19 protein-coding genes are annotated in these 25,952 nt (G+C 72.4%); 9 read left to right on the plus strand and 10 right to left on the minus strand.

What is annotated here, in order from left to right; genetic code table 11:
- Positions 1-2: 2 nt before the first annotated feature.
- Positions 3-1,310, minus strand: coding sequence for an LCP family protein (locus tag E6R18_RS18600; RefSeq protein WP_136318016.1), 1,308 nt, complete (start codon positions 1,308-1,310; stop codon positions 3-5).
- A 119-nt stretch (positions 1,311-1,429) separates the two neighbouring features.
- Here E6R18_RS18600 and E6R18_RS18605 point away from each other — a divergent pair, with 119 nt between their 5' ends.
- Positions 1,430-1,978: an acyl-CoA thioesterase gene (locus E6R18_RS18605; protein WP_136318017.1), complete on the plus strand. Its 549-nt coding sequence runs from the start codon at positions 1,430-1,432 to the stop codon at positions 1,976-1,978.
- Between the two features lie 161 nt (positions 1,979-2,139).
- On the opposite strand, the gene E6R18_RS18610 is transcribed toward E6R18_RS18605, so the two are convergent.
- On the minus strand, positions 2,140-3,507 hold the full coding sequence (locus E6R18_RS18610; protein ID WP_136318043.1) for an LCP family protein: 1,368 nt from the start codon (positions 3,505-3,507) through the stop codon (positions 2,140-2,142).
- A gap of 279 nt (positions 3,508-3,786) precedes the next feature.
- Between E6R18_RS18610 and E6R18_RS18615 the strand changes: the two genes are divergently transcribed.
- A complete protein-coding gene (locus E6R18_RS18615) occupies positions 3,787-4,818 on the plus strand; it encodes a glycosyltransferase family 2 protein (protein WP_136318018.1) in 1,032 nt (343 codons plus the stop codon).
- Between the two features lie 65 nt (positions 4,819-4,883).
- Here the strand turns inward: E6R18_RS18615 and E6R18_RS18620 are convergent, their stop codons facing one another.
- The 4 genes from E6R18_RS18620 to E6R18_RS18635 form a co-directional block, all read right to left on the minus strand.
- Complete coding sequence (locus E6R18_RS18620; RefSeq protein WP_136318019.1) at positions 4,884-6,365, minus strand: LCP family protein; 1,482 nt, start codon at positions 6,363-6,365, stop codon at positions 4,884-4,886.
- Positions 6,366-6,612: 247 nt separating this feature from the next.
- Positions 6,613-8,346 carry an LCP family protein gene (locus tag E6R18_RS18625; protein ID WP_136318020.1) on the minus strand — a complete coding sequence of 578 codons (1,734 nt, stop codon included), beginning with the start codon at positions 8,344-8,346 and terminating at the stop codon, positions 6,613-6,615.
- Between the two features lie 256 nt (positions 8,347-8,602).
- A complete protein-coding gene (locus tag E6R18_RS18630; protein WP_136318021.1) occupies positions 8,603-10,129 on the minus strand; it encodes an LCP family protein in 1,527 nt (508 codons plus the stop codon).
- Positions 10,130-10,366: 237 nt separating this feature from the next.
- Positions 10,367-11,116, minus strand: coding sequence for a TIGR03089 family protein (locus E6R18_RS18635; protein WP_136318022.1), 750 nt, complete (start codon positions 11,114-11,116; stop codon positions 10,367-10,369).
- Positions 11,117-11,254: 138 nt separating this feature from the next.
- Between E6R18_RS18635 and E6R18_RS18640 the strand changes: the two genes are divergently transcribed.
- The 3 genes from E6R18_RS18640 (at position 11,255) to E6R18_RS18650 (ending at position 14,892) form a co-directional block, all read left to right on the plus strand.
- Complete coding sequence (locus tag E6R18_RS18640) at positions 11,255-12,556, plus strand: peptidoglycan recognition protein (RefSeq protein ID WP_136318023.1); 1,302 nt, start codon at positions 11,255-11,257, stop codon at positions 12,554-12,556.
- A 133-nt stretch (positions 12,557-12,689) separates the two neighbouring features.
- Complete coding sequence (locus E6R18_RS18645; protein WP_136318024.1) at positions 12,690-13,781, plus strand: NDP-sugar synthase; 1,092 nt, start codon at positions 12,690-12,692, stop codon at positions 13,779-13,781.
- 127 nt (positions 13,782-13,908) lie between these two features.
- A complete protein-coding gene (locus E6R18_RS18650; protein WP_136318025.1) occupies positions 13,909-14,892 on the plus strand; it encodes a DNA-3-methyladenine glycosylase in 984 nt (327 codons plus the stop codon).
- Between the two features lie 225 nt (positions 14,893-15,117).
- On the opposite strand, the gene E6R18_RS18655 is transcribed toward E6R18_RS18650, so the two are convergent.
- The 3 genes from E6R18_RS18655 to E6R18_RS18665 all read right to left on the minus strand — a co-directional run bounded on the left by E6R18_RS18655 (position 15,118) and on the right by E6R18_RS18665 (position 18,020).
- Positions 15,118-16,425, minus strand: coding sequence for a coenzyme F420-0:L-glutamate ligase (locus E6R18_RS18655; RefSeq protein ID WP_136318026.1), 1,308 nt, complete (start codon positions 16,423-16,425; stop codon positions 15,118-15,120).
- Entirely contained in the window at positions 16,422-17,378 is a 957-nt protein-coding gene (gene cofD, locus E6R18_RS18660) for a 2-phospho-L-lactate transferase (RefSeq protein ID WP_136318027.1), read from the minus strand. Before cofD ends, E6R18_RS18655 begins: the two co-directional genes overlap by 4 nt.
- Before the next feature lie 150 nt (positions 17,379-17,528).
- On the minus strand, positions 17,529-18,020 hold the full coding sequence (locus tag E6R18_RS18665; RefSeq protein ID WP_136318028.1) for a cysteine dioxygenase family protein: 492 nt from the start codon (positions 18,018-18,020) through the stop codon (positions 17,529-17,531).
- 720 nt (positions 18,021-18,740) lie between these two features.
- Here E6R18_RS18665 and E6R18_RS18670 point away from each other — a divergent pair.
- The 3 genes from E6R18_RS18670 to E6R18_RS18680 all read left to right on the plus strand — a co-directional run bounded on the left by E6R18_RS18670 (position 18,741) and on the right by E6R18_RS18680 (position 24,784).
- Positions 18,741-19,004, plus strand: coding sequence for a WhiB family transcriptional regulator (locus tag E6R18_RS18670; RefSeq protein ID WP_003968728.1), 264 nt, complete (start codon positions 18,741-18,743; stop codon positions 19,002-19,004).
- Between the two features lie 243 nt (positions 19,005-19,247).
- Positions 19,248-23,276 carry a glycosyltransferase gene (locus tag E6R18_RS18675; protein ID WP_136318029.1) on the plus strand — a complete coding sequence of 1,343 codons (4,029 nt, stop codon included), beginning with the start codon at positions 19,248-19,250 and terminating at the stop codon, positions 23,274-23,276.
- Positions 23,273-24,784, plus strand: a complete 1,512-nt coding sequence (locus tag E6R18_RS18680) for a DUF5719 family protein (RefSeq protein WP_136318030.1) — start codon at positions 23,273-23,275, stop codon at positions 24,782-24,784. The genes E6R18_RS18675 and E6R18_RS18680 overlap by 4 nt, the downstream gene beginning before the upstream one ends.
- A gap of 14 nt (positions 24,785-24,798) precedes the next feature.
- On the opposite strand, the gene E6R18_RS18685 is transcribed toward E6R18_RS18680, so the two are convergent.
- Positions 24,799-25,227 (minus strand): metallopeptidase family protein, encoded by a 429-nt coding sequence (locus E6R18_RS18685; RefSeq protein ID WP_136318031.1) that lies wholly within the window; start codon positions 25,225-25,227, stop codon positions 24,799-24,801.
- 343 nt (positions 25,228-25,570) lie between these two features.
- Between E6R18_RS18685 and E6R18_RS18690 the strand changes: the two genes are divergently transcribed.
- Positions 25,571-25,948 carry a DUF3499 domain-containing protein gene (locus E6R18_RS18690; RefSeq protein ID WP_018524691.1) on the plus strand — a complete coding sequence of 126 codons (378 nt, stop codon included), beginning with the start codon at positions 25,571-25,573 and terminating at the stop codon, positions 25,946-25,948.
- The last annotated feature ends 4 nt before the right edge of the window (positions 25,949-25,952 follow it).

Consider the following 25,952-nt stretch of genomic DNA (forward strand, 5'->3'; position numbering starts at 1 on the left):
CCTCAGTTCCCCGTGACCGTGACCTTCTCGTCGTTGTTGAGCTGGTCCACCAGCTGCTTGACCTTGGCCTTGTCCCAGACCAGGTTGCCGCCCACGGAACCGGAGATCGGCATGTTCAGCGAGGTGCCGTCGCCGCCCGTGACGTCCTTCAGGGCGAAGAACATCTTGCCCAGGGACCACAGCGACATGTCCTTGTCCACGATCAGCGTGTCCAGGCCGGAACCCAGCGTCGGGTACAGCTTGAACGGGTTGATGATCGTGGAGAAGGTCGCCGTCTGGCTCGCCAGGGCCGCGAGGAACTTCTGCTGGTTCTTCGTACGGTCCAGGTCCGAGGTGAAGGCGTGGCGGGTGCGGACGAAGGCCAGGGCCTCCTGGCCGTTGAGGGTCTGCTTGCCGGCCTGGAAGTCGGCGCCGGAGTACTTGTCCTTGAACGCCTTCGGGATGTCCAGCTCCACCCCGCCGATCGAGTCCACGATCTTGGCGAAGCCGCCGAAGCCGATCTCGACGTAGTGATCGATGTGCAGGCCGGTGTTGAACTCGACCGTACGCACCAGCAGCTCCGGCCCGTCCGTCGCGTACGCCGCGTTCAGCTTGGTCGTGCGGCCCGTGGCCGCGTACTTCTTGCCGGACTCGGAACCGACGAAGGACGGGATCTCGACGTTGGAGTCGCGGGGCAGCGAGACCAGCGTCGGGCCGTTGCCGCCGTCGTGCAGGATCATCATCGAGTCGGTCCGCTTGCCCTCGGCCGAGCCCGTGTGGAGCCGCTTCTTGTCCTCGGCCGTCATGCCCTCGCGGCTGTCGGAGCCGACGATCAGGTAGTTCGTCCCGTCGCCGCCCTTCGGCCGCTCGATGACCTTGGACAGGTCCACATCGCGGTTCAGCTTGGAGTCGGCCCAGAAGTACGTGCCCACGGAGACGCCGAGCACCGCGACGACCAGGACCAGCGCACCGATCTTGATCCGGCGGGCCCAGTCGGGCGCGGCCCCCGGTCGGCCCTGGACGTAACCCCGGTCACCGCCGCCGCCACCGGGGCCCCCGCCGTGACCCGCGTCACGGCCGCCGTTTCCGCCGCCGTAGACCTGGCCCGTGTTGTAGCCGCTGTCGTACTGCGGCTGACCGTCGTCGTAGCCGGCCGGCTGCTGCGGCACCGGGCGCTGCCTCGGCGGCGCGGGGCGCTGCTGCGGCGGGGCCGGGCGGCGCTGGACGTGCGGCATCGAGCGGGCGCTCTCGGGCCGCTCGTTCGCGCTGCCCTGCCCGTAGCGGTTACCGCTGCGGTCGTCGTCGGTCCAGCCGTCGGGCCAATCGTTCATAGGGACCAGTGTGCAGGTCGGGGCCGCTCCTCTTACAGGTTGTGAGGAAAATCGGACCAGGGCTGTTGCGAAGCTGATGCATTGCGATGCTCTCCAGGCCCACGCATAAGGTGGACGGTATGACAGATCAGGCTCCGCGCCCGGAGAGCGACATTCCGGCCAAGCCCACCGCGGCCTCCCGGACCACCCTCAGCCACATCATGACCGGCAGCGACACCAATCTCCTGGGTACGGTGCACGGCGGCGTGATCATGAAGCTGGTCGACGACGCGGCGGGCGCCGTGGCCGGCCGGCACTCCGGCGGGCCCGCCGTCACCGCCTCGATGGACGAGATGGTCTTCCTGGAGCCGGTCCGCGTCGGCGACCTCGTGCACGTGCGGGCCCAGGTCAACTGGACCGGCCGCTCCTCCATGGAGGTCGGCGTCCGGGTCATGGCCGAGCGCTGGAACGAGTCGACGCCGGCGACGCAGGTCGGCAGCGCGTACCTGGTGTTCGCCGCGGTCGACGCGGACGGGCGGCCCCGCCCCGTACCGCAGGTCGTCCCGGAGACGGAGCGCGACAAGCGGCGCTACCAGGAGGCCCAGATCCGCCGCACCCACCGGCTGGCCCGCCGCCGCGCGATCCGTGAGCTGCGGGAGAAGCGGCTGGCCGACGGCATCGAGGACTGAGGGCGCGTTGCAGCCTGCCCGGCGTTTGAGGGCGGAACCGGTCTGCCGGGGGGCGGCGCCTTTTGGGTGGCCCGCACCGCAGGGGCGCCGGGCTCACCCCCGACCGGTTCCGTCCTCAATCGCCGGACGGGCTGGGATTGCCCGCCCGGCCCGGCCCCCGCTCACGGGCACACCACCTCGTCCCCCTTGACCGCGCCGAACTTCCCGGAGTCCGGCTCCTCCGCGTGGACCGGCCGCACCTTGTGGTAGTCCTCGCCCGCCGTCACCTTCATCGTCGCCCCCTGCCCCGGCACCGGCCGCAGCTCCGCGCCCGGCAGCGCCGCCGCCAGGGTCTTCGCGGAGCGGTCCCAGCGCGGGTCGTACGTGACCAGGGTGTGCTTGAGGTCGCGCTGCGGTGAGGTGAGCGGGGCGCGGGTGGTGTCGAAGCCGGTCGCGTGCAGCGCGGCGTCGACGGTGGAGCCGAGGCCGTCCTTCTCGGTCCCGTTGTAGACCTGGACCCGGATCTGCCGCGGCGGCACGTCCACCTTCTTCGCGTCGGCCTGTGCGGCGGGCCGGGCGGTCGTGAGGGGTTTGTCCTCGCGCAGGGCGGTGAACAGCTGCTTCGACTTGACCGGGTCCCACTTGACCGTGGAGCCGATGCCCTTGACCTGGTAGGCGACATCGCCCATCGGCACCGAGGTGAACTCCGACGAGGCGGGGGAGAAGCCGCGCATCGCCTGGCCGATGGAGAGCATCCGCTCCGTGTCGAAGCCGCTGTCGGCCCGGACCGACTTCAGCATCGTCGCGGCCACCTCGCGGAACTTCACCGGGTTCAGGAGGACCCCGCTACTCGTCGCCTGCTTGATCAGCGAGGCCATGAACTTCTGCTGGCGCTGCATACGGCCCAGGTCGGCGGCCCCGTCGATGTGCCGGGAGCGTACGTACTGGAGCGCCTGGCCGCCGTTCAACGTGTGGGGGCCCGCGGCCAGGTCCAGGCCGGTGTAGGAGTCCCTCAGCGGCTTGGCGGTGCAGATCTTCACACCGCCGAGGGTGTCGACCGTCGTCATGAAGCTGGTGAAGTCGACCTCCAGGTAGTGGTCGATCTTGACGCCGGTCATGTGCTCGATCGTGCGTACGGTGAGGCTCGGCCCGCCCTCCGCGTACGCCGCGTTCAGCTTCACCGGGTGCGCCGCGTGCTCCTCGCCGGTCGTCCGGTCCCGGTGCGCGGGGACCTCCGCGTAGCTGTCGCGCGGCAGGCTGACGACGCTGGCGCGCTCCCTGTCCGCCGACAGGTGCACCAGCATGATCGTGTCCGTGCAGTGGCAGGGCTCGCCGCCCAGCCGGTACTTCTGCTTCTCGTCCTTGGTGATCTTGTCGCGCCCGTCGGTGCCGACCAGCAGCAGATTCATGCCGTGCCCGCCCGCGGGCCGGTTCTTCATGTCCTTGAACGGGTCGATGCGGTCGATCCCGCTCTCCAGGTTCGTCACGACCGCGTGCCCGATCCCGCCGGCCCCGAGCACCAGCACGGAGAGCCCGGTCGCCACCCGCATGCCCCAGCGCGGCCGCTCGTCCGGCCTTCTCGGCCGCCTGCGCTGCGGGGAAGCGGTGCGGGGCCTGGGCGGACGGGGGGAGCGGTGCGGCGTGGGCACGGGGGACACCTCCGCGGTGCGAGGGGGACCGTTCGCACGGTAGGCCCATATGATCTGCATCCCGGGAGGCCACCCGGCGGCGCGCACCGCTGTCCCCCATTCGCGGTAACGTGGCGGCCGAATACCGCCGCCTGGTGGGGTGCGAGCCCCCGGCGCCCCCGAGGACCCCCCGAGGACCACATGTCTGCCGCGCAGCCTCCCGCCGTCTCCGTGATCATGCCGGTGCTCAACGAGGAGCGCCATCTCCGCAACTCCGTCCGCCACATCCTGGAGCAGGAGTACGCGGGGGAGATGGAGGTGGTGATCGCGCTCGGCCCGTCCACGGACCGCACGGACGAGATCGCCGCCGAGCTGGTCGCGGAGGACCCCCGGGTCCACACCGTCCCGAACCCCACCGGCCGCACCCCCGCCGCCCTGAACGCGGCGATCAAGGCGTCCCGCCACCCCATAGTCGTCCGCGTCGACGGCCACGGCATGCTCTCGCCGAACTACATCGCGACCGCCGTCCGGCTCCTGGAGGAGACGGGCGCGCAGAACGTCGGCGGCATCATGCACGCCGAGGGCGAGAACGCCTGGGAGGACGCCGTCGCCGCGGCCATGACGTCGAAGATCGGTGTCGGCAACGCGGCCTTCCACACCGGCGGCCAGGCGGGCCCCGCCGAGACCGTGTACCTGGGCGTCTTCCGCCGGGAGGCGCTGGAGCGGGCCGACGGGTACAACGTGGAGTTCATCCGCGCCCAGGACTGGGAGCTGAACTTCCGCATCCGCGAGGCCGGCGGCCTGATCTGGTTCTCGCCCGAGCTGCGCGTCCAGTACCGCCCCCGCCCCTCCGTGCGGGCGCTCGCCAAGCAGTACAAGGACTACGGCCGCTGGCGCCACGTCGTCGCCCGCTACCACGCCGGCTCCATCAACCTGCGCTACCTCGCGCCCCCGACCGCCGTCGTCGCCATCGCGGCCGGACTCGTGGTGGGCGCGGCGGTCACCCCGTGGGCCCTGATCGTCCCGGGCGGCTATGCCGCGGCGATCGTCGCCGGTTCCCTCCCGGCGGGCAAGGGCCTGTCGCTGAAGGCCCGGGCGCAGATCCCGGTGGCGCTGGCGACCATGCACATGTCGTGGGGCTGGGGCTTCCTGACGAGCCCGCGCTCGCTGGCCAGGAAGGTCATCGCGAGCCGCCGCCCGGCGGTCACCGAGCCCGGTACGCCGGTGGCCTGACCCGGATACGACGAAGAGGGGGCGCCCGGCCGGACCGGGCGCCCCCTCTCGCGTACCCAAGACGCCTACGGCGTGCGGTAGGGCCAGTACACGTCCATGCAGTCGTCCGTCTTGGCGCCGTTGACGGACTCGGTGCCCTCCAGCGGGTCGCTGTCGTCCTCTTCGACCTTCGGCGCCGCGTCGCCCGTACGCCAGTCGGAGCCGACCGTGAGCGTCAGCCCGGCCCCGCTCGGGGTCTCCTTGACCGCGCTCGTCGGCAGCGACAGCGCCTTGGCCACGGACAGGGCGTCCGACTTGCCCTGGGCACCGGCGCTGTGCGGGTACGTCACCTCGGTCGTCGGCGCGGACCCCGGGTCGGACGTGGTGTCCGCCTCGGTGAAGCCCTTGGACTTCAGCAGGTCCCGGACCGCGGCCGCACGGCCTTCGGCGGGCGCCCGGCCGTCCGCTCCGGTCCCGTTGACCACGGTGATCCCGATCGACGCCGGGGCGCCGGCCTTCGGTCCGGGCGTCGACGCCTTCTTCTTCGCCTTGGCGCGGTCCTTGGGGTCGAGCGACTGGTCCTCGCGCAGCATCGCCCACAGCTTGTCGGCCGCGCCGGGCTTCGGCAGCACGTGGGCGTCGGGGTCCTCGGGGTCGGGGATGCGGGGCATCGTCAGCATGTTCATCTTGTCCAGCGGCACGTCCTTCAGCTGCATGCCGAGGTCGAACAGCTTCTTCACCGTGCCGATCTCCTTCGAGACCTGGAGCGACTTGGTCGCGGTCTCGGCGAGGTTCATCAGCCTGCCCGTGTCGGTGAAGGCGTTCTGGCTCTTCAGCTCGCGCAGCACGGAGTTCAGGTACATGTGCTGGGCCTTGGAGCGGCCGATGTCGCTCTCGAAGGCGTGCCGGGTGCGCAGCCACTTCAGCGCCTGCTCGCCCTTGATCTTGTGCCGGCCCGCCTTCATCTTCAGGTACGAGCCGCCGGGCACCTTGGGCTTGGGCACGTCGTAGACGTCCTGATTCACACACACCCAGGCGCCGCCCACGGCGTCGGCCATGTCCACCACACCGGCGAAGTCGACCATCATCCAGTGGTCGATGTAGACCTTGGTGAGCTGTTCCCAGGTGTCCAGGGTGCAGCCGGGGCCGCCGCGCAGCGACTCGTTGATGATGCCGTTGCTGGCGGGGTACTTCTTGTGGGTGTCCGCGTTCTCGCAGGCGGGTATGTCCACGCGGGTGTCCCGGGGGATGCTGACGACCGAGGCGTTCTTCCGGTCGGCCGACACGTGCAGCAGCATCTGCACATCGGCGAGCGGGGTCGCGCCGACGCTGTCCCGTGCTCCGCCGAGCTTGAGGTTCTCCTCGCTGTTACGGCTGTCGGAGCCGATCAGCAGGATGTTCAGCGGGGTCTGGCCCTCGGAGTTCGGGGTGGCCTTCTTCGCCCCGCTGTTGCCCGCACTCCGCTCCCCCTTGCGGAGGTTGCTGTTCAGGTGCTGATACCAGAGGTAACCGGCCGCGCCGGTCCCGAGTATGAGGAAGGCGACGGAGAAGGCTATCCACCGAAGCACGCGGTGCTTCTTCTTCGGTTTTCGGCGCCCGCCCCGGTTCCCGGCGCGACGCCCGCCCCCGGAGCCGCGGCCCTCGCCCTTGCCGGCGACGACGGTGGCCGCACCGGCGCCGTCCGCGTCCTCGTGGCGCTCCCCGGCTCCGCGGGCGTGCGGGGGCCGCGGCCGCGTCCCCTCCCCAGGCGTGCTGCTCCGTACCACCAGGACCCCCCTGCTGTTCAGACTCGCGGTATCGCGCGGTGACCCGGTGTCACTTGGCGCACTCTGCCTTGTCGGCGCTGGCCTTCGGGATGTCGATCTTCGTCGGCCCGGTGATCGGGGTACCGGCCGCCTTGAAGTCCGCGCCCAGGGTCAGCACCATCGCCTGAAGCCCCTCGGCGTCGGCCGTGCCCGGCTTCATCGCGGAGCCGGGCAGCCCCATCATCTCGGCGAGGGCGCGAGCCTGGTCCGCCTGGTTCGGGGCGTACTCCAGCGTCGTCTTGCCGATCTTCTTCGGTGCGTTGGCCTTGTTCGTGGACTTCAGGACGCCCTTGGTGTTCTGCAGCCAGGTGACCGTCTGCTGGGCGGCGCCGGCGATCTCGCCTCCGTTGTACACATCGACCCGGACGTCGGCCGCCGCCGCCTTGGTTCCCTTGAGGAGCGCGTCCTGCTTGCTCTTGGCCTTCTTCTTCTGCGCGGCCACCTCGGTCAGCGAGGTGTCGTCGCGCATCATCGAGAACAGCTGCTCCGCCTTGGTGGGGTGCGCGACCACGGTGATGGGTTTGGGCTCCTCGGGATTGTCTATCACCGGCATCGTGACGAACGTGATGTTCTTCGTGTCGATCTTGCTGAGTTCCTTGGCGAGCGAACTGAGCTTCTTCACCGAGCCGATGGCCGAGTCGACCGTCAGCGCCTTGGTCGCCGCGTCGGCGAGCTTGTAGAGCTTCGTCGGGCTGGTCAGGGTGTCGTCGGACTTCATCTGCCGGATCATCGAGCCGATGAACTGCTGCTGGCCCTTGATCCGGTCCAGGTCGCTCCCGTTGGCGTAGGCGTGCCGGGTCCGTACGAAGGCGAGCGCCTGCTCGCCCTGGACGGTGCTCTCGCCCGCCGGCAGGTCGAGCTTGGAGTCCTTGTCCTTGACCGCGTTCGCGAGGCAGATCTTGACGCCGCCGACCGCGGTGGTCAGCTCCTTGACGGCGTTGAAGTCGACCATCATGAAGTGGTCGACGGTCAGGCCGGTCAGCGCCTTGACGGTGTCCATCGTGCAGCCGGGATCGCGGTCCGACTGGCCGAGACTGGTGTTGAACCGGACGTGCGTCGTGCCCGGGATGGTCTTCTCCGAGCCGTCGTCCTGCTTGGTCCTGCACTCCGGGATGTCGGTGATGAGGTCGCGCGGGATGCTCAGCGCCGTGGCGTTGGTGCGGTCCTCGGAGACGTGGAACAGGATGTTGGTGTCGGCGTGGCCGGGGCTGCCCTTGTCGCCGTAGCCCTCGTTGCCCTTACCGGTGCGCTTGTCCGTACCGATGATCAATATGTTGAGGGGGGCGTTGGCGGTGACGACGTCCTTGTTGCCGCGGTCACCGATGTCCACCGTGTTCAGGTTGCCGTTGAAGTGCTGGTACAGCCAGTAGCCACCGGCCGAGACGCCGACGAGCAGGAAGGCCATCACGCCGCCCGTCCACACCAGCGCCTTCTTGCCGCGCGACTTGGGGGCTTTGCGCTTGCGGCGGCCGGGGGCGGCGTCCTTGGGGGCCGTACGCTCCTGGGCGCGCGCGCCACCCGCCGACCGGCGCCCGCCCTGGCGCGGCACCTCGGTGCTGCGGCGCGGGGAGTCGCCCGAGGGGTCCCGGCGCTCGCTCCCGTCACGGGGAGCGCCCGTGCGCCCGGGGCCGCGCTGGGCCGGAGGCGTCGTGGAGCGGGGGGGATTCCCTCCGGAATGGTTCAGTCGCAGTTCGTAATCGCCGGTGTCCGGGTTGAGAACCCACTGGTCTGCGGGATCATCCATGTCTTCCGCCCGCCCACGGCTTTGCGCATCCACGGTTGCTTGAGTCCTCCGTCGGTGCCACGCGAGGCGCCTCCCCCGAAAAGGCGCTCAGTCTTTCGCTCCAGAAGTGCGCGGCCGGATGGCCGGAAGCACCGGATCGCGTCACACTATCCGTCCCATTCGGCGTCCAGCGACGCGCGTGACACATTCCACGGCCCTTACAACCGGGCATTCTTCCCATTGCACGCCGAACGTTGGTGTCTGCTTGGCCATTGCTTTACTGCTTGCACAGGTCGGTTGCCGCATTGTTCCCCGAATAGGTGGGTGTGGGGGACGGCCCCGAGGCGTCGGCGGAGTCCGCGCCCTTGCCGTCGTCGCCCCTGCCGTCGTCGCCCCTGCCGTCGTCCTTCTTGCCGTCGTCCTTCTTCAGCTCGTCGGAGGGCACCACCGCGACCGGCTTGTCCTCGCGCAGTTGCTTGAAGAGCTTGTCCGCGTCGGGCTGTACCAATTCGTCCCGGTTCGCGTTGAGGTGGTACGGCTGCCGGGGCACGGTCAGGAACTGCACCTTGTCGGTCGGGACGTCACGCATGCCCCGCACCAGGTCGTAGAGGTCCTTCAGGCTGGCCAGGCCCGGGTCGGTGGTCAGCGCCTTGGTGGCCGCGTCCAGCACCGGGTAGAGCCGCGTCGGGTTGAGGAGGACGCCGTTGCTCTGCACCTTGTTGACGAGCGCGCCCAGGAACTGCTGCTGGCGGTCCATGCGGTCGGTGTCGCTGCCGTTGCCGAGCGACTTGCGGGCCCGTACGTAGCCGAGCGCCTGCTCGCCGTTCAGCTTCCGCCGGCCGGCCGCGAGCTTGAGGTGGGCGTCGCTGTCGTCGATCGGCTCCTTGAGGCAGATCTCGACCCCGTTCACCGCGTTGACCATGTCCTTGAAGCCGTTGAAGTCGACCACCATGTAGTGGTCGACGCGGACGCCCGTCATCTTCTCGACGGTCCGGATGGTGCAGGCGGTCCCGCCCATCTCGAACGCCCAGTTGAACTGGGCGAACTGCGGCCTGCTCGCCGTCTTGTCCGCCTTGTGGCAGGCCGGGATGTCCACCATCAGGTCGCGCGGGATCGACATGGCGGTGGCGCTCTTACGGTTCGCCGCCAGATGCAGCAGGATCGTGGTGTCCGAGCGCTGGCTGCCGCCGTCGTCGCGGCCGTACTCGCGGTTGTCGCCGGCCCGGCTGTCCGAGCCGATGAGCAGGATGTTCTCCGCGTCGTGGACGACGGAGACGGGCCGCTCCTTCTCGTACGCCTTCAGCTCGGCCGCCGCCGAGGTGTCCGTCCGGATGTTGCCGTCGAGCTTCTTGTACAGCCACCAGCCCACGCCCGCCGCCACGAGCACCACGAACGAGGCGCCGAGCGCGGTCCAACGCAGCCAGTGCCGCTTGCGCCTGACGGTGATGTCGAGGGCCGCGCCCCCGCCCTTCCGGTCCGGCCCCGGCGCCGGGCCGCTGCCCGACCCGCTGCCCGACCCACTGCGCGTCTCACCACCCGGCGCACCCTGCGGCGCGTCTTGCTCTGCGGGCTCGCTTCCGGGCGGCGGCGCGTCTTGCTCTGCGGGCTCGTCTCCGGGCGGCGGCGCGTCTTGCTCTGCGGGCTCGTCTCCGGGCGGCGGCGCGTCTTGCTCTGCGGGCTCGTCTCCGGGCGGCGGCGCGTCTTGCTCTGCGGGCTCGTCTCCGGGCGGCGGCGCGTCCGGTGTCCGGTCCTCGCCCGCCGCCGAGTCGTCGGGGTCGCCCGGAGTGCCGGCGCTTTCGGTCACGTCTGCGTCCATCCTTCACGTTCGGCGGCGCGCTGGGCCGCCGGTCGCAGAAGTAGACGGCTGAACCTCACGCTTGGTTGTGCCTTGGCGAGACATCCCTGGGCCAGACCCTCGGGCGGCCCGTACCGCAGATCATGTACCGGAGTTGAGCGCCAGGGCGGAGGGCTCGGCCCACGATGGTCCGGACGGGTGCCCCTCGGGCCGCTTGTCGTACCGGCTACGAAGGGCACCCCGCCGTCACACCGTCAGCGTGACCCGCTCGCTCTCCACCCGCTGGGCCAGCGCGTCCGCGCCCAGCTCGTCGAGGTGGCGGCACAGGACCACGGAGCCCCCGGTCGCCAGCGGGGCGTAGAGCCCGGCGCTGAGGCCGTCCCAGCTGTCGTACGTACGCCCCGACAGCAGCCGCGACCCCTCGCCCAGGCCCAGCGCCGCCCCGTCCGCGCGGGCCCGCGCCACCAGCTCCGCCGCCGTGAACCCGGCGCCGCCCACCGTCAGCGCGGGCGCGTCCGGGTCCACCGGGGCGAACGGCGCGAACCGGTCGCCCTGGCCCGGCACCTCCACCGCGTAGTCCGCGAAGCCCTCGGGTGCCTGCGGGAACCTCCCGCCCAACGGGCGCAGCGCCAGGGCGATCCGCTCGCCCCGGCAGGCCCGCGCCGCGTCCAGCGTGTCCGGCCCGGTGACGACGAGGTCGGCGGCGGCCGGATCGCCCTGCACATCGGCCACGACACCGACCGAGGCGCAGGCCAGCAGCCAGACCGCGGACTGCCAGTGCGCGGGGAGCAGCAGTGCGAGCCGGTCACCGGGCTCCGCCGCCAGGTCGCCCTGGAGCAGATTGGCGGTCTTGGCCACCCAATTGGCGAAGGTGGCCACCGACAGTTCGACGCGTTCTCCGGTGGCGTCGTCGTAGAAGGTGACCATGGGACGGGCCGGGTCCGCGGCGAGCGCGGAACGCAGCAGGTCGGCAGGGGTGCGGTCGCTGGCGTTCATGTGCGGAAGGGTACGCGGCGGTGGCAGAGGGCCCCTGGTGCGGCGGCTGCCGCGTACACCGGTTCGGCAGACGGTCCGTCAACGACCCGGCACAATCCGGGTAGCCGGAGTTGTCCGGTTATGCCAAGGATCATATGTATGCGTGCCTTCACTGCATCCGCCATTGGTGTCACCTGCACGGCAGCGCTCGTCCTGCCGCTCGCCGCGCCCGCGGGCGCCGCCCCCGACACCCCCGCCCACGAAACAGCGGCGGGCTCCGAACCCGCCGACCTGCCCGGCTCCACCCAGTCCCTGCCCCTGGACCCGCTGACCGCACCCTCCGCGCGCGCCACCGGCGCACCGGCGGGGGAGCAGGGCCTGACCGGCCGCACGGTCCACCCGTTCTCCATGGTCGGCGTCGTCTGGGACGACGTGGACGCCGAACTCCACGGCACCGCCCAGGTCCGCACCCGCGCCGCCGGCACCCACCGCTGGTCCGGCTGGCAGGACCTGGAGACGCACAACGCCGAGCACGCCCCCGACCCCGGCGCCCCCGAGCGCGCGTCGGGCGCCGTCAAGGGCTCCACCGCCCCGCTCTGGGTCGGCGACTCCGACGGCGTCGAGGTCCGCGTCCGCCCCGAGGCCCCGGACACCCGCGCCACGTCCGCCGCCCCCGTACCGCTGCCCGCCGGGCTGCACCTCGAACTCGTCGACCCCGGCAAGGACCCGCAGGACCTCCCCGCCACCGGGGCGGCCGGCGCGGACCGGGCCGCCCGGCAGGAGGGCGCCGTGCTGCCCGCCCTGAGCAGGTCCGCGACCGAGGCCGCCGCAGGGCTCGCACCCGCCGCCAAGCCGTACATCGGTCCGCGCCCGAGCATCGTCACCCGCAAGGGCTGGGGCGCCGACGAGAAGCTGCGCGAGAAGGCGTTCGCGTACACCTCGACCGTCAAGGCCGCCTTCGTCCACCACAGCGCCACCGGCAACAACTACACCTGCTCCCAGGCGCCCTCGGTGATCCGCGGCATCTACCGCTACCACGTCAAGAGCAACGGCTGGCGCGACATCGGCTACAACTTCCTGGTCGACAAGTGCGGCAACATCTACGAGGGCCGGGCCGGCGGCGTGACCAAGGCGGTCATGGGCGCCCACACCCTCGGCTTCAACACCGACACCACGGGCATCGCCGTCCTCGGCACCTTCAGCAGCTCCGAACCGCCCGCCGCCGCCGTCACCGCCGTCTCCAAGCTCACCGCCTGGAAGCTCGGCCTGTTCGGCGCCAACCCGAAGGGCAAGGTGACCCTGGTCTCGGGCGGCAGCAACAAGTACAAGAAGGGTGCGAAGGTCAGCCTCAACGTCATCTCCGGACACCGGGACGGATTCGCAACCGAATGCCCGGGAGCGCGTCTTTACAAGAAGCTCGGGACGGCCCGGACCACATCGGCCGGTCTGCAGGGCCGTTGACACGCGGGCGCCGGGCGGCCGCCGCCCGGCGCGCCCGGGCCTGAGGGCTGCTGGCCGAAGGCGCCGCCTGCGGTCTGCATACACTGGCCGACCGTAACGAGGCCCGGCCCCAGCAGGAAGCGAAGACAGTGCTGTGACAGAGGCAAAAGAAGCGATCCTCCTGGTCGGGGGCAAGGGGACCCGGCTGCGCCCGCTCACGGTGCACACGCCCAAACCCATGGTTCCGGCCGCGGGCGTCCCCTTCCTGACGCACCAGCTGGCGCGCGCCCGGGCCGCCGGGGTCGAGCACATCGTCCTCGCCACCTCGTACCTGGCCGAGGTCTTCGAGCCGTACTTCGGTGACGGCTCCTCACTCGGCCTGCACATCGAGTACGTCACCGAGCGCGAACCGCTCGGCACCGGCGGCGCCATCCGCAACGTCGCCCACCGCCTCGCGTCCGGCCCGGACGAACCGGTCCTCATCTTCAACGGCGACATCCTCACCGGACTCGACATCCGGGCCCTGGTCACCTCGCACGCCGACTCCGGCGCCGACGTCTCCCTCCACCTGACCCGGGTCGAGGACCCGCGCGCCTTCGGCCTCGTGCCCACCGACGACACCGGCCGCGTCACCGCCTTCCTGGAGAAGCCGCAGACGCCCGAGGAGATCGTCACCGACCAGATCAACGCCGGCGCGTACATCTTCCGCCGCTCGGTCATCGACACCATCCCGGCCGGCCGCCCGGTCTCCGTCGAACGCGAGACCTTCCCGGGCCTCCTCGCCGACGGCGCCCACCTCCAGGGCATGGTCGACTCCACGTACTGGCTGGATCTGGGCACCCCGCAGGCATTCATACGGGGCTCCGCCGACCTCGTCCTCGGCCGCGCCCCCTCCCCGGCCGTCCCCGGCCGCTGCGGCGACCGCCTCGTCCTGCCGACCGCCTCCGTCGCCCCCGACGCCAAGCTCTCCGGCGGTACGGTCATCGGCGCCGACGCGGTGATCGGCGCGGGCGCCCGGATCGACGGCTCCACCGTGCTCGCGGGCGCGGTCGTCGAACCCGGCGCCCTGATCACGGACTCCCTGGTCGGCGCGGGCGCCCGGGTCGGCAGCCGTACGGTGCTGGCCGGCGCGGTCGTCGGGGACGGCGCCGAAGTGGGCGCCGACAACGAGCTGCGCGAGGGCGTACGCGTCTGGTGCGGGGCACGCCTGCCGGACGCCTCGGTGCGGTTCTCCTCGGACGAGTGACCGGAGCGGTCACTCCTTCCCATACGGGCGGGAGTGACCGGAATGGCCGCTCTCGCCCGTATGGGACCGAGTGGCCGAAAACAGCCGTACCCTCGACAGGCACCCCCGACAACCGAGGACCTCACCCGTGGCAGGACGATTCGCTCCCCGCAACGCCCGGCGCGCGCCCGTCCCGCACCAGGCGGCGGCCACGCCCGCTCCGGCGGCGCTGACCCGCGTCTGGACCCCGCCGGGCCCGCTCGACCTGCGGCTCGTCCTCGGCCCGCTGCGCCGGGGCCCCGCCGACCCCACGTTCCGGATGTCCGCCGACGGCTCCGTGCGCCGGGCCAGCCGCACACCGGCCGGCCCCGGCCTGCTCCACGTCGTCGCCCGCGACGGCCGCATCGAGGCGGCCGCCTGGGGGCCCGGCGCCTCCTGGCTGCTGGACCAGCTGCCCGCCCTGCTCGGCGAGGGCGACGACCCGGCGGCCTTCGTCCCGCGCCACCGCCTGCTCGCCGTGGTCCAGCACCGCCGCCCGGGGCTGCGGCTGCTGCGCACGGGCCTGGTGCTGGAGTCGCTGATCCCGTCGATCCTGGAGCAGAAGGTCACGACGGACGAGGCGTACCGCGCCTGGCGCCTCCTGGTGCGCAGGTACGGGGAGCCGGCGCCCGGCCCGCAGGAGTACGGCCTCTACGTCATGCCGGACGCCCGCACCTGGTCGCTGATCCCGTCCTGGGAGTGGCACCGCGCGGGTGTCGACTCCAAGCGCTCGGCGACGATCCTGCGCGCGGTGCGCGTGGCCCGCCGCATGGAGGAGGCGGCCGCCATGGACCTGCCCGACGCGCTCACCCGCCTCCAGGCGATCCCGGGCATCGGCCCCTGGACGGCGGCGGAGACCCTGCAACGCTCGAACGGCGCGCCGGACGCGGTGACGGTCGGCGACTTCCACCTCCCCGGCATCGTCGGCCACGCCCTGGCGGGCAACCGCCACGCCGACGACGAGGAGATGCTCGCCCTCCTGACCCCGTACGAGGGCCAACGCCACCGCGCCACCCGCCTCATCCTGCTCTCGGGCGAAACCCCACCCCGCCGGGCCCCCCGCTTCCAGCCCCGGGACATCGCACGCCTGTGAGCCCCAGCCGGTCCGGGCAAACCAAGCCCGCCTGGCGGTGTATTCGAGCCCGCCTGGCGGTGCATTCGAGCCCGTCCGGCGGTGTATTCAAGCCCGTCCGGCGATTGAGGACGAAGGCCAGGGCCGGGCCGAACCCGCAGTTGAGTGCCGGGCCCGGGCAAAACAAGCCCGTCCGGCGATTGAGGACCGGGGCCCGGGGCAGAGCCCCGAAAACCTCGCGCCGTCCTACCTCACCACAAGGAAATCCTCCGCATCGCGCCCCACCCGCGGCCCGGGGGCCGCAACCGCCCGCCCCACCGCAACCGCCCCCAACGGCTCCCACGCCTCCGGCAACGCCAGAACCTCCCGCACCACATCCCGGCAGAACATCGTCGAGGACACCCACGCCGACCCCAGCCGCTCACCGGCCAGCGCCACCAGGAAGTTCTGGATGCCCGCGCCCGCCGCGACGACGAACATCTCGCGCTCCGCGCCGTCCCGCCGCTCGTCCCCGTACGTGTGGGAGCCGTCCATCACCATGCACGGCACGACCAGATACGGCGCCCGGCGCAGCACATCGCCCCGCCGCACCCGCTTGGCGATCGACTCCTCGCTCTTGCCGTCGCGCCGCAGATCCGCGATCCACGCGTCCCGCATCGCGTCGAGCAGCCGGGTCCGCGACTCGGAGGACTCCAGCAGGACGAACCGCCACGGCGCCGTGTGGTGCGGCGCCGGCGCGGTGACCGCCGCGGCGACCGCACGCCGTACCGCCCCCGGGTCCACCGGATCGTCCGTGAACTCGCGCACCGTGCGCCGCTGGGTCACCGCCTCCCGTACCGCCTCGGAGGTGCCCAGCCGGAACATGTCGTCGGCGGCGACCCGCACCATCGCCCGGGCGCCCTGCGCGTCCGCCGGGTCCACTACGTGGCCGAGCCCGCGCACCACCGCGACCGGGAGCCCGTCCGCCTTGCCCTTGACCAGGTCACCGGCCGAGGCCAGTTCGTCGGCCGTGGCCACCACGGTCGCGCTCAGCGGATTGCCGTACGCGTCGGTGCCGCCCCGAAGGTCGTCCAGCACCCGCACCCCGGCCGCACCGATCGCGACATCGGTCAGCCCGTTGCGCCAGGGGCGTCCGAAGGTGTCCGTGACGACGACGCCGACCTCGACGCCGAGCGCCGCGCGCAGCCCTTCCCGGATCGCGCGGGCGGACGCGTCGGGGTCCTCGGGCAGCAGCAGGACCGTGCCGGCGGGGGTGTTCGACGCGTCGACCCCGGCGGCGGCCATGACCAGGCCCTGCCGGTTCTCCACGATGCGCAGTGCTCCCCGCCGCGCCACCACCCGTACCGTCTCGGCGTCGATCGCGGCCTCCCGGTCGGTGGCCTCGACGATCCGGCCCTCCGCCTTGGAGACGATCTTCGAGGTGACGAGCAGCACGTCACCGTCGGCGAGACCGGGCTCGGTGGCCGCGATCAGCTTCGCGAGGTCGTCCCCGGCACGCACCTCGGGCATCCCCGGCAGGGCCCACACGCGGTAGGAGGGCGCGGCGGCGCTCATGCGCGTACCTCCTCGGCGAGGGCCAGCGCCTGCCGGGCCATCTCGGCCGTGGCGGCGACGTCGGTCATCATCAGCGGCACGGAGCGGCAGCGGATGCCCGCCGACTCCACCGCGTCCACCGCGCCCGCGTCCACGGTGTCGACCAGCCAGCCGTCGAGCAGCCCGGACCCGTAGTGCTGGGCGACGGCGGCCGCCGTCGACTCGACGCCCACCGCGGCGAGGACCTTGTCCGCCATCCCGCGCACCGGGGCGTCGCCGACGATGGGGGAGAGGCCGACGACCGGCACCCCGGCCTCGGCGATGGCCTCGCGGATGCCGGGTACGGCGAGGATGGTCCCGACGGACACGACCGGGTTGGACGGCGGGAAGAGGATGACGTCGGCCCCGGCGATGGCCTCCAGGACGCCCGGCGCCGGCTTCGCCTGCTCGGCGCCGACGGGCACGATCGCCTGCGCCGGCACGGAGGCGCGCAGCTTCACCCAGTACTCCTGGAAGTGCACGGCCCTGCTCTCGCCGTCGACGTCGACCGCCACATGCGTCTCGACGCGGTCGTCGGACATCGGCAGCAGCCGGACCCCCGGCTTCCAGCGCGCGCAGAGCGCCTCGGTGACGGCGCTGAGCGGATAGCCCGCGCCGAGCATCTGCGTACGGACGATATGGGTGGCGAAGTCGCGGTCGCCGAGCCCGAACCACTCGGGGCCCACGCCGTACGCGGCGAGCTCCTCCTTGACGTGGAAGGTCTCGTCGGTCCGGCCCCAGCCCTGCTCCTCGTTGATGCCACCACCGAGGGTGTACATCACGGTGTCGAGGTCGGGGCAGACCTTGAGCCCGAACAGATGGATGTCGTCACCGGTGTTGCCGATGACCGTGATGTCCGCGTCGGACGCGGCCTCCTTGAGGCCACGCAGGAAACGAGCACCACCGATACCGCCGGCCAGAACCACAATGCGCATGCAAACAGTCTGTCAGGCGAAGCCTGGTCTTTGTCGGGGTGGTGGTGGGCGGCGGGTGGGGCTGTCAGGCGAAGCCTGATCTTTGTTGGGGTGGTGGTGGGCGGCGGGGTGGGACTGTCAGGAGCACGGGTGCTCGCGGACGCGGGCCGCTCAGACCGTGGCGGCCGCCGGGGCGCACTGGGCGGCGTGCATCGGCATGTCGGTCAGGCCCGGGTAGTAGACGTGGAGGCTGACGGCCGGTTCGAGGGAGGCGTTGACGACCTCGTGGAGGTAGCCGGGGGCGAAGACGCGCTGGGCCCCGGCGCCCAGCGTCCGCTTCCCCCGGTCCGTACGCTCGGTCAGTTCGCCGTCCAGGACGGTCAGTGCGCCGGAGGACGGACCGTGGTCGTGCAGGCCGCTGCCCTGGCCGGGGACCCAGCTCAGGAGCCAGACCTCGTAGCCCGGCCCGGTGCGCAGGCGGTGGTACCAGCGGGTGGTGGCGTCGTACTGGACGAGCGGGGCCCACTGGGAGCGGTCGGCGGAGATGGCGCGGGCGAGGCCGACGAATTCGGCCACGGTGACGGGGTGTTCGCGGGCGGGGCGCAGCAGGTGCTGGACTTCAAGGAGGTCGCCGGCGATCTGGAGGTCGCTGTCGCTGTTCATGGGTGCGGTGGTTCCTCGGCAGGGGTGCAAGTGCGGTGCAGTGCGGTGAGGCGTGTCGCGAGGACCTGGGACCGGCGGCCGCGGAGCCGCGAGGGCGCGTACGAAGGGTCCGGGGGTCCGGGACGAGGGTGCCGAGCCGGAGCGCGAGGGCTACGACGGCTTGGGCGGCGTCAGCAGCTGAGACAGCTGGAACAGCAACAGCGAGCCTGGACAGCGCTACGGAACCCACGGGCGTGGGTGGCGTGCATCGCTGAGGTCACTGGCATGTCATCAAGAAGACCCGGAGAACCTCCCACTGTCAACCCAATGCCCGGTTTGGCGGCAATGTTTCACCTCATTCGGTCACTCGGCGCGGAGAAAGGTTTGTGCATCGCCGAGTGGGGACAGGTGGCGCAGCAGTCGTGCCGCTAAACACGGGCGCGGCGCCGTGACCCGAATGTGATCTTGGTCGCTTCAGTGATCGAATCGCAACGTGTCCGAGCCCCCGGGAGTTTCCCTCCATGGCGGGCGAGGGCGCGAGAGAGCCCATGGCATATGTCAGGTTTTTGGTGATTTGAACACTTAACGCATACGCTTGGTTCCGCAGAGTGAATAGCGGGGCCAATAGCAGATCTGGGCTTGACCCCCCAGAGCTACACACTTGTAATTTCACTCGTGTCGTTCGGCCGATCAGATAACGGCCGCATCACGGGGACGCAAGAGACGGGACAAGGGGCGCACATGACCGAGCTGTTCCAGCAACTGCTGGTCGAGGACGCGGACGAGGAGCTCGGCTGGCAGGAGCGCGCGCTGTGCGCCCAGACCGACCCCGAGTCCTTCTTCCCCGAGAAGGGCGGATCGACCCGGGAGGCGAAAAAGGTCTGCCTCGCTTGTGAAGTCCGGTCCGAGTGTCTCGAATACGCCCTCTCCAACGACGAGCGGTTCGGCATCTGGGGCGGTCTCTCGGAGCGTGAGCGCCGCCGCCTGAAGAAGGCCGCGATCTGACCCACCCGCGACGGCCCGCCGCCTGCACCCCCCCGCAGGCGGCGGGCCGTCGCCGTGCCCGGCTTCCGTACTTCCTCCCGCCGGCCGGGCACCCCGTCGCCCTCTCCGCGCCACCCCGGTTATCCGTACCGTTAGTGTGGGGCCCCGTCCGAGACGCGCCAACGACCCGACAGGGCGCGCGTGTACACCGATGCAGCCCCCGGGGGGACGTCCCCCGGACCCGGCCGGAGGGCCCGTACCTCGATGTCCGTGCACAGCCAATCAACGGCGCCGTACGCGGCCGCCGCCGCCCCAGAGTTCCCCCGGCATGTCGTCACCGCCGTGCTCGTCTCCCACGACGGCGCACGCTGGCTGCCCGACGCGCTCGCCGGACTGCTCGGGCAGGAACGCCCCGTACAGAACGTCGTCGCCGCCGACACCGGCAGCGCCGACGACTCCGCGCGCCTGGTCACCGAGGCGCTCGGCGCCGACCGGGTCCTGCACCTCGCGCGGCGTACGAGCTTCGGCACCGCCGTGGACGAGGCGAGCCGCACGGCCGGCGTCCTCACCCCGGACGATCTGCCCTACCTGAAGCGGCCCAGCGGCTGGGACCCGGTCACCCGGACCTGGCACGACGAGGCGTACGAGATGCCCGAGCTGCCGCACGGCGAGCCGGTGCAGTGGCTCTGGCTGCTCCACGACGACTGCGCGCCCGAGCCCGACGCCCTCGCCGAGATGCTGCGCGTCGTGGACAACGACCGGCACGCCGCGATCGTCGGCCCCAAGCTGCGCGGCTGGTACGACCGCCGCCAGCTCCTCGAAGTCGGCGTCTCCATCGCCAACAGCGGACGGCGCTGGACCGGACTCGACCGCCGCGAGCAGGACCAGGGCCAGCACGACCAGGTCCGCACCGTCCTGTCCGTCTCCACCGCCGGCATGCTCATCCGCCGGGACGTCTGGGAGGAACTCGGCGGCTTCGACCGCAGACTCCCCCTGATGCGCGACGACGTCGACCTGTGCTGGCGCGCCCACATGGCAGGACACCGGGTGCTCGTCGCCCCCGACGCCGTCCTGCGCCACGCTGAGGCATCCGCCCGCGAACGCCGCCCCATCGACTGCGCCGGCCGCTCGGTGGCCAGCCCGCACCGCGTGGACAAGGCCGGCGCCGTCTACACGATGCTCGTCAACGCCCGCGGCAAGCGGCTGCCCTGGGTGCTGCTCCGGCTCGTCCTCGGCACCCTGCTGCGCACCCTCGCCTACCTCGTCGGCAAGGTCCCGGGCCAGGCCCTGGACGAGGTCACCGGACTCCTGAGCACCCTGCTGCGCCCCGGCCGCATCCTGGCCGCCCGGCGCGACCGCGGCAAGGGCGTCATCGACCCCGCCGAGCTGCGCGGCCTCTTCCCCGCACCGGGCGCCACCGTCCGCGCGACCGCCGAACAGGTCGCCGGGAACTTCGGCGGCGACTCCGACGCCGACTCCGGCGGCTCCCGGCACGGCGCCGTCGAGTCCGGACCGGGCGGCGACGACGCCGACTACCTGGAGATCGACCAGTTCGCCCGGCTCAAGAAGGTCGGGCGCAAGCCGGGCCCGGTGCTCTTCGCAGTCCTCCTCCTGGTCTCCCTCGTCGCCTGCCGCGGCCTCATCGGCGGCGGCGCCCTGGCCGGCGGCGCCCTGCTGCCCGCCCCCGGCGACGTCGCCGACCTGTGGGGCAGATACGCGGACGGCTGGCACGCCGTCGGCACCGGCGGCACCCAGACCGCACCGCCCTACCTGGCTGTGATCTCGGCCCTGTCCGCGCTGTTCCTCGGCTCCACCGGCTTCGCACTCACCGTGCTGCTCGTCTGCTCGGTCCCGCTCGCCGGCCTCACCGCGTACTTCGTCTCCCGGCCGCTGCTGCCCTCCCGGCTGCTGCGGGCCTGGGCGAGCGTCGCGTACGCCTTCCTGCCCGCCGCGACCGGCGCCCTGGCCACCGGCCGCCTCGGCACCGCCGTCCTGGCCGTCCTGCTCCCGCTGATCGCCCGCACGGCGGTCTCCGCGCACGGCATGCGGGCCACCGGCGACAGCCGCGGCAGCTGGCGCGCCACCTGGGCGTACACCCTGCTCCTGACCCTCGCGATGGCGTTCACCCCCGTCGTGTGGCCGCTCGCCGTCGTCCTCGGCCTCGGCGTCCTGGTGCTGCGGCGCGACGACATCACGGCCTACGGGCTCCGCTTCCTCGCCGCCGTCGGCACCCCGCTGCTCGTCCTGGCGCCCTGGTCGCTCTCGCTCCTGAGCAGCCCGTCCGCGTTCCTGAAGGAAGCGGGGATGGAGACCGGTACGGGCTCCGCGTCCGCGCTGGACCTGCTCGGCATCAGCCCCGGCGGGCCGAAGGCGGCGGGCGGCGTCCTGCTCCTCGGCATCGTGCTCGCGGCGCTCGCCGCCCTGCTCCGCGGGGAGCGGCAGTTCGCCGTCCGGACCGCCTGGGTGGCCGCGCTGGTGGCCCTCGCGTTCGCCGGGCTCGCCAACGGTTCCGGCTGGGCGGGCCCCGCCACCCTCGTCTACGGCGCCGCCCTCATCGCCGCCGCGCTGGTCGGCGCGGACGGCGCCCGCATCCGGGTCGCCGAGCTCAGCTTCGGCTGGCGCCAGCCCGTCGCGGTCCTGATCGCCCTGGCGGCCGGGCTGGCCCCGGTGCTGGCCGCCGCCGGCTGGATGATCGGTGGCGCGGCCGGCCCGCTGGAGCGCCGCGACCCGGTCCAGGTGCCCGCCTTCGTCGCGGAGGAGAGCGGCACCCGCGACCAGCCGCGCACCCTGGTCCTCGGCGGCACCTCGCCCGCCTCCGTCACGTACACCCTGGTACGCGGCTCCGGCGCCCGGCTGGGCGACGCGGAACTGGCCGAGGCGCAGGGCGGCAACAGCCACCTCGACAAGGTCGTCGCCAACCTGGTCGCCGGCTCCGGCGCCGACCAGGGCAGCCAGCTCAGCGGTTTCGCGATCCGCTACGTCCTCGTACGCGACGGGGCCCCGAAGCAGATGAGCCGGGTGCTCGACGCGACCCCGGGCCTGAGCCGGCTCAGCCAGCTGGACGGCAGCGCGCTGTGGCGGGTGGACCGCCAGGTCGCCCGCATCATGATCGTCCCGTCCGCCGCCGATGGCGAGCCGCTTCCGGTGGGCTCCCGGCCCGTCGAGGCGCACACCAAGATCCCGGCGGGCGGCACGGGCCGCGTGCTGCGGATCGCCGACGCCGCCGACCCCGGCTGGCAGGCCACGCTCGACGGACGGGCGCTGACCCGCAAGACCGTCGACGGCTGGGCCCAGGGCTTCGAACTCCCCGCCGAGGGCGGCACCCTGGACCTCACGTACGAGGCGCCCTTCACGCACACCGTGTGGATCTGGGCGCAGATCGCGCTCGCCGTCGTCCTGGTGGTCATGGCCCTGCCGGGCCGCCGCCGGGAGATCGACGACGACCTGCCCGAGGAGGCCGAGGCGGTCGCCGCCGAACCGGTCGCGGGCGAAGGCCGCCGGGCCCGCAGGCTGCGCGCGGCCGCCCTGGCCGAGAACGAGGCCGCGGGCGGAGCCGAGGAGCCGGAGGCGGACGCCGTCCAGGAGACCGGCGAGCAGCCGGTGTACGTCCCCGTCCAGCAGGGCCCGGAGGACGGCGATCCGGCCCCGGCCCCCGAGGGCGCCCAGGAGGACGACGACAGCGTCTTCGTACCGCAGCAGCAGTACGGCGAGTGGGACGCCCCGCAGGGCCAGTACCAGGACGCGGGCTATCCGCAGTACCAGGACGGCCAGTACCCGGACGCCCAGCACCAGGACGGCCAGTACCCGGACGCCCAGCACCAGGACGGCCAGTACCCGGACGCCCAGCACCAGGACGGCCAGTACCCGGACGGCCAGCACCAGGACGGCCAGTACCCGGACGGCCAGCACCAGGACGGCCAGTACCCGGACGCCCAGTACGCCGAAGGGCACCAGCAGCCGGACGCCCAGTACGCCGAAGGGCACCAGCAGCCGGACGCCGGCGGCTACGACCCGTACGGCTATCCGCAGCAGCAGGGCGAGTACGGCGCGACCGGTCAGGACCCGTACCAGGGCGCCTACGACCCGCAGGCCCCGTACGACGGCCCGCAGGCCCCGTACGACCCGAGCGGCCAGTACGCCGCGGGCGCTCCGTACGATCCGGCGCAGTACGACCCGGGCCGCTACGACGCCGAGACCGGGCAGTACGGCGAGCAGCGCCCGTACGACCCGCAGAACCCCGAGAACCCCGCCCCGGGCCAGAACCCGTGGCCGACCCGAGGCGAGTCCGAGTGAAGTCCACCAGCGTGTCCCTCATCGCCGGGGTCGTCGCCCTGGCCGCCGTCACCGGGTTCGCCGCGCTCAACGTGCCGGACGGCAGCGGCACGGCCGAGGCGCGGACGGCCGCACGGCTGCCCGTCGAGCGGACCAGCCTGCTCTGCCCGGCGCCCGGGCTCTCCGACCTCTCGGAGACGGCGTACACGGCCTTCACACCGGCCGGCGGGAGCGGCGGGTCGGCCAACGGCGGCAAGGCCGAACTCCTGTCCTCCGCCAAGGACGACGACAAGGACACCAAGAAGGACAAGGGGAAGGGCAAGAAGGCGGACAAGCCCGTGGTCTCCCTGAAGGAGCCCGGCAAGCCCGCCACCGGCGAGGCGTCGGGCGCGGACTCGCCCGCGCTCATCGGCACCGCCACCGGCCGGCTGGCGCCCGGCTGGACCGCCCAGCAGACCACCGGCATCGAGGCGGGCGACGGACGCGGCCTGCTCGGCATCAGCTGCACCACGCCCGACACCGACTTCTGGTTCCCCGCGGCGAGCACCGCGAAGTCCCGCCAGGACTACGTCCACCTCACCAACCCGGACGACACCGCCGCCGTCGCCGACATCGAGCTGTACGGTCCCGACGGCTCGCTCAAGTCCGACGTGGGCGAGGGCATCACGGTCCCGGCCGGCTCCGGCGTCCGTGTCCTGATCTCGACGCTGACGAGCAAGGCCGCCGACGACGTGACCGTCCACGTCACCACCCGTACCGGCCGGGTCGGCGCGGCCGTCAGGGCGTCGGACAGCAAGAGCGGCAGCGACTGGATCGCCCCCGCCGCCGAACCGGCCGGCACTCTGGTGCTGCCCGGCATCCCGGCCGACGCGACCTCGGTACGGCTGGTGGCCTTCGCCCCCGGCGACGACGACGCCGACCTCAAGCTGAAGCTGCTCGGCAAGACCAGCGCGGTCTCGCCGGCCGGCCACGAGGAACTGCACGTCAAGTCGAAGATGACCGCCGGGCTCGACCTGAAGGACCTCACCCGTGGAGAGGCCGGCTCGCTGCTGCTGATCCCCTCCGAGAAGGGCAGGGCCACCCCGGTGGTGGCGGCGCTGCGGGTGGTCCGGGGCAAGGGCGACAAGCAGGAGGTCGGTTACATCCCGGCAACCGGCCCGGTCGGCGCGCGGGCCACCGTTGCCGACAACCGCTCCAAGGGCTCGGTCCTCTCGCTCACCGCCCCCGGCGCCGCCGGCACCGTCAAGGTCACGGCGTCCGCCGGCAGCGAGGGCGGTACCCCGGTCAGCAAGACGTACAAGGTCGCCGCGGGCACGACGCTGGCGGTCACCCCGCCCGTCCCCGCGGGCCTCAAGGGCACGTACGCCCTGACGGTCGAGACCCAGTCGGGCGGCCCGGTCCACGCCGCCCGGACGCTCACGGTGCAGCAGGACGGCATCCCGATGTTCACGGTGCAGACGCTGCCGGACGACAAGGGAACGGTGGAGGTACCGGCCGCCGAACAGGACCTGTCGGTCCTGGACGACTGAGAGGGCCGCCCCCGCTACTCCTGGCCGTAACGGGGGTCGACGGACTCCGGGGCGAGGCCGAGCAGCTCCGCGACCTGCTCCACGACGATCTCGTGCACGAGGAGGGCGCGCTCGTCGCGGCTCTTGGTACGGAGCTCGACCGGGCGCCGGTAGACGGCGATCTGGGCCGGCCGGCCCTTCTCGGCGGAGAGCGCGCTGCCCAGCGGAACCGTCTCCTCCGCCGTCTCCGGCACCTCCAGGACGACGAAGTCGACCTCGGCCAGCTGCGGCCAGCGCCGCTCCAGCCGTTCGACGGAGTCCTGGACGAGATCGCGGAAGCTGTCCGCGCGGCTCGTGGAGAGCGGCACCTGCGGCGGAGCGACGGGCCCGCGCATACCGCGGCCGTGTCGGTCTCGGCGCCGCGGCCGCGGCTCGGACGGGAGGGGCGGTACGGGACTGTCCATCACCGACGCAGCCTAACGCTCCGAAGGGCGGTCGGACGGTGACCGAGCGCGAGCCCGGCGGCCGGCCCGCCCGCCGCCCGCTCCCTGTCCGCTCTTGAACAATCCGGCCACACGGCAGCCCGTTTCCGGCCCCGCTCCCGACCGCCGCGACTCCGTCTTCTGCAAGGTTCACGGCACAGCGGTGACCGGAATCCTTGCCGTCAGGGCCTTCGTCCTCTTCCGCCGCGCAGGTCAGGGGAGTTGCCACGGGGGGCCGTGTGCCGGAGGTCACAGGGCGACACGGAGGGGTGAGCCGGGGGAGAGTCGTCGCAGCCCGCTCAAGAGTGCGGTACCGTCCAACATCGTGAGCCCTGTACGTCGCTGTTCGCGCACCGCGTGCGGCCGCCCTGCCGTCGCGACACTGACGTACGTCTATGCCGACTCGACTGCGGTCCTCGGCCCGCTCGCCACCTACGCCGAGCCCCACTGCTACGACCTCTGTGCCGAGCACAGCGAGCGGCTGACCGCGCCCCGGGGCTGGGAAGTCGTCCGGCTCTCCGACCCCTCCGCGCCCAGCCGCCCCAGCGGCGACGACCTGGAAGCCCTGGCGAACGCCGTACGGGAGGCCGCCCGCCCGCAGGAACGCGGCGACGGCACGAGGGGCGGCGGCCCGCGCACCGCGGACCCCATGGAGGTCGCCCGCAGGGGCCACCTGCGCGTCCTGCGTTCCCCCGACTCCTGAGGCG

The organism is Streptomyces sp. A1277 (genome assembly GCF_004795015.1).
GTDB lineage: Bacteria > Actinomycetota > Actinomycetes > Streptomycetales > Streptomycetaceae > Streptomyces.